The sequence below is a fragment of the Delftia sp. genome (genome assembly GCF_059499305.1).
Window position 1 is genome coordinate 185,292 of sequence record NZ_JCABYI010000037.1, and the last position, 10,536, is coordinate 195,827.

General features: G+C 66.6%; 9 protein-coding genes. 5 read left to right on the top strand and 4 right to left on the bottom strand.

Translation table 11 applies throughout. The features are described from left to right. Nucleotides 1–32 precede the first annotated feature (32 nt). Entirely contained in the window at nucleotides 33–788 is a 756-nt protein-coding gene (trmB, locus tag AC5I49_RS26595; protein WP_197065211.1) for a tRNA (guanosine(46)-N7)-methyltransferase TrmB, read from the top strand. A gap of 34 nt (nucleotides 789–822) precedes the next feature. After that, nucleotides 823–1,845 carry a GGDEF domain-containing protein gene (locus AC5I49_RS26600; RefSeq protein WP_016447176.1) on the top strand — a complete coding sequence of 341 codons (1,023 nt, stop codon included), beginning with the start codon at nucleotides 823–825 and terminating at the stop codon, nucleotides 1,843–1,845. A gap of 13 nt (nucleotides 1,846–1,858) precedes the next feature. Here AC5I49_RS26600 and AC5I49_RS26605 read toward each other — a convergent pair whose 3' ends face one another. The 3 genes from AC5I49_RS26605 to alaS form a co-directional block, all read right to left on the bottom strand. Beyond that, on the bottom strand, nucleotides 1,859–3,109 hold the full coding sequence (locus AC5I49_RS26605; protein ID WP_209669008.1) for a GGDEF domain-containing protein: 1,251 nt from the start codon (nucleotides 3,107–3,109) through the stop codon (nucleotides 1,859–1,861). Nucleotides 3,110–3,118: 9 nt separating this feature from the next. Beyond that, a complete protein-coding gene (locus tag AC5I49_RS26610) occupies nucleotides 3,119–4,201 on the bottom strand; it encodes an ABC transporter substrate-binding protein (protein WP_016447178.1) in 1,083 nt (360 codons plus the stop codon). A gap of 91 nt (nucleotides 4,202–4,292) precedes the next feature. After that, nucleotides 4,293–6,917 carry an alanine--tRNA ligase gene (alaS, locus tag AC5I49_RS26615; protein ID WP_495790132.1) on the bottom strand — a complete coding sequence of 875 codons (2,625 nt, stop codon included), beginning with the start codon at nucleotides 6,915–6,917 and terminating at the stop codon, nucleotides 4,293–4,295. A gap of 168 nt (nucleotides 6,918–7,085) precedes the next feature. On the opposite strand from alaS, the gene AC5I49_RS26620 reads away from it, so the two are divergent. Both AC5I49_RS26620 and AC5I49_RS26625 read left to right on the top strand, forming a co-directional pair. Next, nucleotides 7,086–7,286 (top strand): hypothetical protein, encoded by a 201-nt coding sequence (locus AC5I49_RS26620; RefSeq protein ID WP_128422700.1) that lies wholly within the window; start codon nucleotides 7,086–7,088, stop codon nucleotides 7,284–7,286. A gap of 66 nt (nucleotides 7,287–7,352) precedes the next feature. Next, on the top strand, nucleotides 7,353–7,652 hold the full coding sequence (locus tag AC5I49_RS26625) for a hypothetical protein (RefSeq protein WP_046239820.1): 300 nt from the start codon (nucleotides 7,353–7,355) through the stop codon (nucleotides 7,650–7,652). Nucleotides 7,653–7,792: 140 nt separating this feature from the next. Here the strand turns inward: AC5I49_RS26625 and AC5I49_RS26630 are convergent, their stop codons facing one another. Then, on the bottom strand, nucleotides 7,793–9,130 hold the full coding sequence (locus AC5I49_RS26630) for an MFS transporter (RefSeq protein ID WP_016447181.1): 1,338 nt from the start codon (nucleotides 9,128–9,130) through the stop codon (nucleotides 7,793–7,795). 297 nt (nucleotides 9,131–9,427) lie between these two features. Here AC5I49_RS26630 and cyoA point away from each other — a divergent pair, with 297 nt between their 5' ends. Then, entirely contained in the window at nucleotides 9,428–10,474 is a 1,047-nt protein-coding gene (gene cyoA, locus AC5I49_RS26635; RefSeq protein ID WP_016447182.1) for a ubiquinol oxidase subunit II, read from the top strand. The last annotated feature ends 62 nt before the right edge of the window (nucleotides 10,475–10,536 follow it).

The window sequence follows — 10,536 nt, forward strand, 5'->3', positions numbered from 1 at the left end:
AGCAGTCCATGGACGGCGACATTCCGAACACCATGCCCGCTGCCTCCGGCACGCCGCATGATTGCCCTTCACCCTCCACGCCTGCGGCCGCGCGTACCGGCCAGCCGCCCGAGGGCGTGGCCCATCCCAAGACCATCAAGAGCTATGTGCGCCGCGCCGGCCGCACCACGACCGGCCAGGCCAAGGCCTTCGAGGAACTGGGCCCGCGCTTCGTGCTCAACTACCAGGCCGCGCCGCTGGACGCAGCAGCCACCTATGGCCGCCAGGGCCGGCTGATCCTGGAGATCGGCTTCGGCATGGGCGAGGCCACGGCCCACATTGCGCGCGTGCGCCCCGACGACAACTTCCTATGCTGCGAGGTGCACGAGCCTGGCGTGGGCGCCCTGCTCAAGCGCATTGGCGAGCAGGACATCACCAACATCCGCATCCTGCAGCACGACGCCGTCGAAGTCATAGACAACATGCTGCCCGAGGCCAGCCTCGACGGCGTGCACATCTTCTTTCCCGATCCCTGGCACAAGAAGAAGCACAACAAGCGCCGCCTGATCCAGGAGCCTCTGGTGGCCAAGCTGGCGCGCCGGCTGCGCCCCGGTGGCTACATCCACTGCGCCACCGACTGGGAACCCTACGCAGTGCAGATGCTGGAAGTGCTGGGCGCCGAGCCACTGCTGGCCAACACGGCACAAGGCTATGCCGCCAAGCCCGACTACCGGCCGCTGACCAAGTTCGAGAACCGCGGCATCCGCCTGGGCCACGGCGTATGGGATCTGGTGTTTGAGCGCCGCTGAGCCGGTCGCGCCCTCCTCCAAGACAAGGCCTCGCATGCAGCCATTGCTACAGAATCTGGTCGAGATGACGGCCCACCGGGACCATCTGCGATTGGAAATCTCGGTGCTGTCCACCTTGTTCAAGCTCAACGGCGTGGTGCAGGTGCGGGCGCTGGAGCTGTTCGCCATGCCTGACGGCAGGCACTGCGTGCGTGCGCGCACCTGGAGCCAGGGCGATGAGGTCATGTCCACCGATGCCGAGGCCCTGTACGACCCGCAGAGCGTGGAGCTGTCCTCCATGCCCTCGCTGCAGCAGGCCCTGCAGCAGCGCGCCCTGGTCGCCTCGGCCGTGCAGCCCGATGGCCGCCATGTGCTGTGGCTGCCGCTGTGGCGCCAGGAGACGGCCTACCACTGCCTGGAGATTGCCCAGTCCACGGCCTTCTCGCCCAGCCGGCTGGATGTGATCCAGGGCATCTTCGGTGTCTATCACAACTACCAGAGCCTGCTGGACTACAGCGAGCGCGACGCGCTGACCGGCCTGCTCAACCGCAAGACCTTCGACGAGCAGTTCCTGCGCCTGTCTCTGCAGGAGCCGCCGGCAGCCATGCCTGGCGTGGCCACGCAAGATGTTCCGGGCCAGTGGCTGGCCGCCATCGACATCGACCATTTCAAGCGCATCAACGACCGCTTCGGCCATCTGTATGGCGACGAGGTGCTGATCCTGGTGGCCAACATCCTGCGCAGCTGCTTCGATGCCAAGGACCGCGTATTCCGCTTCGGCGGAGAGGAGTTCGTGGTGCTGCTGCGCTCGGTCAGCCTGGCCAATGCGCGCAAGGCGCTGGAGCGCCTGCGCCACGATGTGGAGAGCTACGAGTTTCCCCAGGTCGGCCGCATCACCGTGAGCGCGGGATTTGCCGCCATGGGCACGGGCGCGCCCGTGGAGGTTCTGGGGCATGCCGACCAGGCGCTCTACCACGCCAAGGAACATGGCCGCAACCAGACCTGGTACTACGGCGACCTGATCACCCAGGGATTGCTGGCACCCCAGGTGAACAGCAACGACATCGAACTGTTCTGAGCCCGACCTGAGGTCAGGCCGGGTCGGCCACGCGCACGCAGTCGCGCCCGGCGTGCTTAGCCTCGTAGAGCATGGCATCGGCACGCTGCAGCAGTTGCTGCACGCCCTCGCCGCCACGCAATTGGGCCACGCCAAAGCTGGCCGTCAGCATCAGATCCAGCCCGTGGACATGCACGGGCGTGGTGCGCACGGTCTCGCGCAGTTGACCGGCCAGTGCCCCGGCCCGGGCCGCAGCGACACCTGGGATCACGATCAGGAACTCCTCCCCGCCGTAGCGCGCCATCCAGTGCGCCGACGAATCCAGCTCCAGCGCACGCTGGCAGCGCAGCGCCACCTCGCGCAGCGCGGCGTCGCCAGCGGCATGGCCGTGCCTGTCGTTCACCCGCTTGAAGTGGTCCACGTCCACGAACATCACGCTCAGCGCCGCGCCCCGGTCCCGGCTCTGGACGACCTCGGCCGCCAGGCGCTCGTCCATGGCGCGCCGGTTGAGGCAGCCGGTCAGCGCGTCGGTCAGCGACATGCGCTTGACCTCTTCCACCAGCTCCTGCAGTTGCCCGGTGCGCTGGGCCACCAGCAGGTCCAGATGCTCGATGTGGCCGCGCAGGTCATGCTGCAGCTGGGCAAAGCCCTGCACCACCAGATCGATCTCGTCGTGCTGGCCGCGCCGGGTCCGCTCCAGCACCAGTGGCCGCGACAGCTCGTTGGGCTTGAGGCTGGCCGCAAAGCCTGCAATCTGCTGCAGCGGCTGGCGAAGTTCGCGGCGCATCACCCAGGCCACCATCAGGCAGACCAGGGCCGTGAACAGCGCGTAGCCCAGCAGCACGCGCAGCGTGGAGTCGCGCAGCACCTCCAGGTAGTGGCCCCGGTTTTCCCAGACCTGCAACTCGCCCAGCGGCAGGCTGGACTGGCTGTGCCTGGGCGCCGCAATGGCCATGGACACGGCGGGAGCCTGGCCATCCCTGGGCTCGCCGGCCTCGTACATCTCGCCCGTGGAGGTGACGCGCAGCTGCACATGGCCGACCAGGGGCAGCCGGCCCAGCCACTGCACCTGCTCGTGCACCAGGGCAGGCTCTATATCCCACAGCGCGGCCGACAGCGAGATCATGCTGTTGGTCACCACCGTCTCCATGGAACGGCGAAACTCCTGCTGCCCCTTGCGGTACTCCCACCAGGCGTGGGCACCGCCGAACACCAGCATGCAGGCCACGGCCAGCAGCATGATGCGCACAATCAGCAAGGAGGCGATCGAACGGAAGCGGGGCATGGAAGGCGCTCAGCGCAGCAGGTGCTTCAACTCGAATCCGTAGCGCCGCAGCCGGGGATTGAGGTGCTTGCTGTAGCTGCGAAAGTCCAGCGGAGCCAGGGGCGCGCTGATCCTGTGCTCGTAGCGGTCGATCTGGGACTTGTCCAGCAAGGCGAACATGGGCCGCACCTGCTCCAGCCCTTCGGTGGCGAAATCGCTGCCGTGCGCATGGTCGTACAGCATGACCAGGGCCCAGGCGCCCGTGAGGAAATGGCCGCCCGCCAACGCGCTCAGCTCGCCCGTGCGCAGCGCCGTCATGGCGGCGGCCGATGAATTGATGGCACTGAAGAAGGCATCGTGCCCGGGCGCTCCCCCGCGCGCGCGCCAGGCCTGCATGGCGCCAAAGGCCATCTCGTCGTTGCCGGCCCACACCAGGCGCACTTCGGGATAGCGCTGGAACAGCACGGCCGCCTGCTGCTCGGCGCGTTCGCGGCGCCATTCGCCAAAGACTTCCTGCTGCAGCACCACGTCACCGGCCTCGGCCGCTGCGCGGCGCATGCCGGCATTGCGCTCCACCGACGAGGGCGTGGAGCGGTCGCCGGCAATGGCCACCATGTGCAGCCGGCCATCGGCCGCACGCGCGTGGCCCGACGCCCGCGCGGCGGCGAACAAGGCCTTGGCCGTGAGGTAGCCGGCCTCTTCGGCGCCCGGCTCCAGGCTGCCCAGCCAGTGGCGATAGCGCTCCCGCGCCACGCCGGTCTGGCCGCGCAATGTCTCGGGCACGCCACTGAAGGCCATGAAGCTGTCTATGCCTGCCGCCTCCAGCGTGCGCAGGATTTCGGGCGCCACGCTGTAGTCGTTGGTGAACATCACGTAGCGTGGCCGCTGCGCCTTGGGCAGGGCCGCGATCTGCCGCGCGATCTCGATGGGGCGCAGGTGGTCGCGCTGCGCATAGCGCACCTGCAGCTGCATGCCCAGGCTGCTGGCCGCGTCCTGCATGGCCTCGCTGACCGTGGTCCAGTAGCGCTCGTCGGACCGGCCGGGGTTGATGAAGACCACGCTTTGCGCGGCGGCAGCGGCCGATTGCGCCACCACGCCCATCACGCACGCCATGCGCAGCGCCCACGGCAAGACGCCCCGGTGGAGGAATCCACCGGGGCGTCCCGAAGCGGGAGCAGCAGCAATCATCTGCCGCGCAACTGGATCAGGCGCGCTCTGCCACCCAGGCCTGCACGGCGGCCAGCGCGTCCGGCAGGCCCGCTGCATCCGTGCCACCGGCCATGGCCATGTCGGGCTTGCCGCCGCCCTTGCCGCCGACCTGGCTGGCCACGAAGTTCACCAGCTCGCCAGCCTTGATGCGCGAGGTCTCGGCCTTGGTCACGCCGGCAGCCAGCTGCACCTTGTCGCCATCGACGGCGGCCAGCACGATGGCGGCGGCGCCCAGCTTGTCCTTGAGCTTGTCCATGGTCTCGCGCAGGGTCTTGGCATCGGCGCCTTCCAGCCTGGCGGCCAGCACCTTGATGCCCTTGACGTCGACGGCCTGACCGGCCAGTTCGTCGCCCTGGCTGGAAGCGAGCTTGCCCTTGAGCGCAGCCACTTCCTTCTCCAGCGCACGGATCTGCTCCAGCGCGCCGCCGATGCGGGTGTTCAGCTCGGCCGTCGGCGCCTTCAGCGCAGCGGCCGCCTGGTCCACCGTGGATTCCAGCGATTGCAGGTAGGCCAGCGCGTTCTCGCCGGTCACCGCCTCGATGCGGCGCACGCCAGCGGCCACGCCGCCTTCGCCCACCACCTTGAACAGGCCGATGTCGCCCGTGCGCTGCACGTGGGTGCCGCCGCACAGCTCGCGGCTGGTGCCGATGTCCAGCACGCGCACGGAGTCGCCGTACTTCTCGCCGAACAGCATCATGGCGCCCGTGGCCTTGGCCGATTCGATGTCCATCACCCGCGCGTCGGTGGGCGTGTTGGCCAGGATCTCGGCGTTCACGCGGCGCTCGATCTCGCGGATCTCGGCAGCGGTCACGGCCTGGTTGTGGGCAAAGTCGAAGCGCGTGCGCTCGGCGTTGACCAGCGAGCCCTTTTGCTGCACGTGGTCGCCCAGCACTTCGCGCAGGGCCTTGTGCATGATGTGCGTGACCGAGTGGTTGCGCATGGTGGCGGCACGCAGCTGCGTGTCCACCTCGGCCTGCACGGCATCGCCCACCTTCAGGCTGCCGGACTCCAGCACGCCATGGTGGCCGAACACATCGGCCTTGATCTTGAGCGTGTCCTCGACCGCGAAGCGCGCGCCTGCGGTGCTGATCACGCCCTGGTCGCCCACCTGGCCGCCGGACTCGGCGTAGAAGGGTGTGGTGTCGAGCACGACCACGCCGCTCTGGCCGGCCTTGAGTTCCTGCACGGCGCTGCCTTCGGCATACATTGCCACCACCTTGGCGGCCTCGGCCAGCTTCTGGTAGCCGGTGAAGGCATTGGCCTGGCCCGTGTACTCGAGGGCGCGGTCCATCTTGAACTTGCCAGCCGCGCGGGCCTTGTTCTTCTGTTCTTCCATGGCGGCCTGAAAGCCTGCCTCGTCCACGCCCAGGCCACGCTCGCGGCAGACGTCGTTGGTCAGGTCCAGCGGGAAGCCGTAGGTGTCGTGCAGCTTGAAGGCCACGTCGCCGGGCAGCACCTTGGCGCCACCGGCCAGCGCCGCATCCAGGATTTCCATGCCGTTGGCCAGGGTCTCGAAGAAGCGTTCTTCCTCGACCTTGAGCACTTCGGTGATGCGCGCTTCCTGCTCGCGGATCTTGGGATAGGCGTCGCCCATCACGGCCACGAGGTCCTTGACCAGCTTGTGGAAGAACGGCGTCTTCTGGCCCAGCTTGTAGCCGTGGCGGATGGCGCGGCGCACGATGCGGCGCTGCACGTAGCCGCGGCCTTCGTTGGACGGGATCACGCCGTCGGCCACCAGGAAGGAGGTGGCGCGGATGTGGTCGGCAATGACCTTGAGCGACGGGGTCTCGAGGTCGGCAATATGCGTCTCGCGCGCAGCCGCCTTGATCAGTGCCTGGAACAGGTCGATCTCGTAGTTGCTGTGCACATGCTGCAGGATGGCGGCCAGGCGCTCCAGGCCCATGCCGGTATCCACGCAGGGGGCGGGCAGCGGCTTGACGTTGCCCTGCTCGTCCATGTCGAACTGCATGAACACGTTGTTCCAGATCTCGATGAAGCGGTCGCCGTCTTCGTCAGGGCTGCCCGGAGGGCCGCCGGCCACGTGCGCGCCGTGGTCGTAGAAGATTTCCGAGCAGGGGCCGCAGGGGCCGGTGTCGGCCATCATCCAGAAGTTGTCGCTCTTGTAGCGGCCGCCCTTGTTGTCGCCGATGCGGATCACGCGCTCGGGCGGCAGGCCGATTTCCTTGGTCCAGATGTCGTAGGCCTCGTCGTCCTCGGCGTAGACCGTGGCCAGCAGGCGCTCCTTGGGCAGCTTGTAGACCTCGGTCAGCAGTTCCCAGGCCCACTTGAGCGACTCGCGCTTGAAGTAGTCGCCAAAGGACCAGTTGCCCAGCATCTCGAAGAAGGTGTGGTGGCGGGCGGTGTAGCCCACGTTTTCCAGGTCGTTGTGCTTGCCGCCTGCGCGCAGGCAGGTCTGCACCGAGGTGGCACGCGTGTAGGGGCGCTTGTCGGTACCCAGGAACACGTCCTTGAACTGGACCATGCCCGAGTTGGTGAACATCAGCGTCGGGTCGTTGCCGGGCACCAGGGGGCTCGACTCCACGATGGTGTGGCCCTTGGATGCGAAAAAGTCCAGAAAGCTCTTGCGAATGTCGGCAACGGTGAAAGTGGGTGTGCTCATGGTGTCTAGGAGTTCGGAGCGCGCACGCGGGGCGCTGTCCCTGGCGGGAGGGTGTCCCGTCGGGACCAACGCGCATTATAGGTTTGCCCCATCGTCGCGGCAGCGAGCCCTGCCTAGCCTCCATCACGCACGTGGCCGAAGAAGGCCTCTCCTCCCATCTGCCCGCCCTTGAGCACGATCTCCAGCCCGTCACTGGCCGGATCGCTGACATGCGCGCGCAACAGCGGCGCGCGACTGGCCGGACCTCGGCGCCTGCAGCTGTGGGTGGCGCCCCATCCGGGCCGCAGGGCCGACATTCTTGCGCTGGAGAAATGGCTGGTGCAGGAGATGGGGGAGATGGCTAGCACAGGCGATCTCGCCGTTCCCTGATCCCGCTCAGACTGCGCGCGATGGGCGCCCTGGATAATCGCCAGCCGGAACCACAGCAAGCACACCATGGCGCAACCACCGACACCCGAGCCTCATTCCGCCGAACCGGCCCAACCAGGCAAAAGCCGCATCGTGCCCTGGCTCATCGGCCTGCCCGTGGCCTTCTTCGCTGTGCTCATGCTGGCTGGCCAGTTGCTGTCCACGCCCGAAGGCGAGGCGCGCTGGGTGGAGCGCGAAACCATCAAGATCTGCCGCAAGGAAACCGCCAGGCCTGAGGCCGAGCGCAAGACGCAGCAGTTTGAATCGGTGCAGGACTGCGACAGGCTCGAATTCGACTTCAAGCAGCGCTACGGTGAAAACCCCTGAGGCGGAGCCGCAACGGAAAATGCCCCCACGCTCCCCTGCTTCGCAAGGTCCGCTGCCCCCAGGGGGCCAGCTTTTTGCCTTGGGGCGGCCCGGCGACAAAAAAGGCCGGCAGAGCCGGCCTTTGGCTTGCAAGGGCCCGTTCAGTCGCGCGTCTCGATGGCCCGGTTGATGCCCAGCGCCGCCAGCGTGCACAGCGCGCCCGACAGCAGATAGATGCCCAGCGCCACCAGTCCGAAGCGCGAGGACACGCCCAGCGCCACCAGCGGGGCAAAGGCCGCGCCGACCAGCCAGGCCATGTCCGAGGACAGGGCCGCGCCCGTATAGCGATAGCGCGAGGGGAAGTTGGCCGTCACCGTGCCTGCCGCCTGCCCGTAGGACAGGCCCAGCAGGATGAAGCCGACGATGATGAACACGTTGTTGCCCGTGGTGCCGCTGCCCAGCAGCCAGGGAGCCACAAAGCTGAAGATGCCGATCAGGCAGGCCATGGTGCCCAGCGTGTTGCGCCGCCCCACCCGGTCGGCCAGCCAGCCCGAAACCATGATGGCGCCGGCTGCACAGAAGGCGCCAACGATCTGCACGCCCAGCACATGGTTCACCGACTGGTCCGAATACAGCGAGATCCAGGACAGCGGGAAGATGGTCACCAGGTGGAAGAGCGCAAAGCTGGCAAGGGCTGCAAAGGCGCCGATGACCACGTTGCGGCCCTCGTCGCGCATCAGCGGCACCACGCCCATGGGCTCCAGCTCGCGCTGCGCCAGCAGCTCGGTGTAGGACTGGCCCACCACCAGGCGCAACCGGGCAAACAGTGCCACCACGTTGATGGCAAAGGCCACGCAGAAGGGATAGCGCCAGCCCCAGCTGAGGAACTCGTCGGCATCCACATGGGCATAGATGAAGGCAAACAGGCCTGCCGCCAGCACAAAGCCCAGCGGCGCACCCAACTGCCCGATCATCGAATACCAGCCCCGCCGGTTCTGGGGCGCCGACATGGCCAGCAGCGACGGCAGTCCATCCCAGGAGCCGCCCAGTGCAATGCCCTGGCCGATGCGCAGCAGCGCCAGCACGATGATGGCGTTCACGCCCGCCTGCTGGTAGCTGGGCAGGAAAGCCATGCCCACCGTACACACGCCCAGCAGGAAGAGCGCCAGCGTCAGCTTGGTCGCCCGGCCCCAGCGCCGCTGCACGGCCATGGACAGCGCCGTGCCCAACGGCCGCGCCACGAAGGCCAGCGCGAAGATGCCGAACGACATCAACGTGCCGTCAAGCTTGGAAAGATAGGGGAACAGCAGTGCCGGGAAGACCAGCACGCAGGCGATGCCGAACACGAAGAAGTCGAAGTACTCCGAGGATCGCCCCAGGATCACGCCGACGGCGATCTCGTTGGGCGTGACATCTTCGTGGGTGTCGGCGCGGGACAGAGATTCCTTGCTTTCGTAGCTTCCGTTGGGGAAGCTTGCAGTTGTGTCGAGGCCGCTCATAGATGGATGCTCCTTGTCTCGTCTCACTGACAGCTCCGTTCTACGCCCTCGCTTGATCTGGCGCAAGGCGGTTTCACCTCGACCGGACTTGGTGTTTTTCCTGCTGCGCGCGGCCGAAAAATGCGGCCTCCGGGCCGCCGGGACCCCGCTGCCTGCCCCGCCAGGTAGCAGAAAGTTCCCGGCTTCTCCTTGACGTTGGACAAAATGTCCAATGGACAAATTTATACTTCGTAATACATTTGCCCGGATCTTGTAATCCGCGTTTCTATGTAAACGCGCTCTTGTTGCGCCCCTAGCATGCTAAAAATCAAGGAACTCCGTGGGCCTGCGTGGCTCACCGCGGCCGCTTTGACAGCCAGTCTCACTGGCTGCAGCAAAGCCGTCGTGCTCAACCCGGCCGGCGATATCGCCGCGCAGCAAGGCAACCTGGTGGTCACGGCCACCTTGCTGATGCTGATCATCATCATCCCGGTGATCATCCTCACGCTGCTGTTCGCCTGGAAATACCGCCAGTCGAACACCGAGGCCCACTACGACCCCGAATGGCACCACTCCACCACGCTGGAGCTGGTGATCTGGTCCGTGCCGCTGATGATCATCATCGCGCTGGGCGCCATCACCTGGATCAGCACCCACAAGCTCGACCCCTACCGCCCGCTGGACCGCGTCTCGGCCTCCAAGCCCTTGAGCACCGATGTCAAGCCGCTGGAAGTGCAGGTCGTGGCCATGGACTGGAAGTGGCTGTTCTTCATCCCTGAAAAGGGCATCGCCACCGTCAACGAGCTGGCCGCTCCCGTGGATCGTCCCATCCACTTCAAGCTGACCGCCACCTCGACGATGAACGCCTTCTACGTGCCTGACCTGGCCGGCATGATCTATGCCATGCCCGGCATGCAGACCGAGCTGAACGCAGTGATCAACAAGACCGGTGTGTTCCACGGCCTGGCATCGCACTACAGCGGCGCCGGCTTCTCGGGCATGACGTTCAAGTTCCACGGCCTCAGCGACGAGGAATTCGAGCAGTGGGTTGCCAAGGCCAAGTCCGAAGGCAAGGCCCTGAACCGCGACACCTACCTGAATCTGGTCAAGCCCAGCGAGCGCAACCCGGTCGAGCGCTTCGCCACCGTGGACGAAGGCCTGTACGACAAGGTGCTCAACCGCTGCGTCGAGGAAGGCAAGATGTGCATGCACCACATGATGGCCATCGATGCCGCAGGCGGTGAAGCCTATCTCAAGGCCGTGGGCATGAACCTGCCCCAGGATGTGTGCACGGTGCAAAACGCCGACCGCGTCGTGGCCTTCCTGGACCAGCGCGACGGCTCGGCCGCCAGCGCACAGCAATAAGCAGATAGCGGAAGCGGACGACGGCCAGCCCGCCGCCCGTTCCAAAACGACCTAAGAGACTC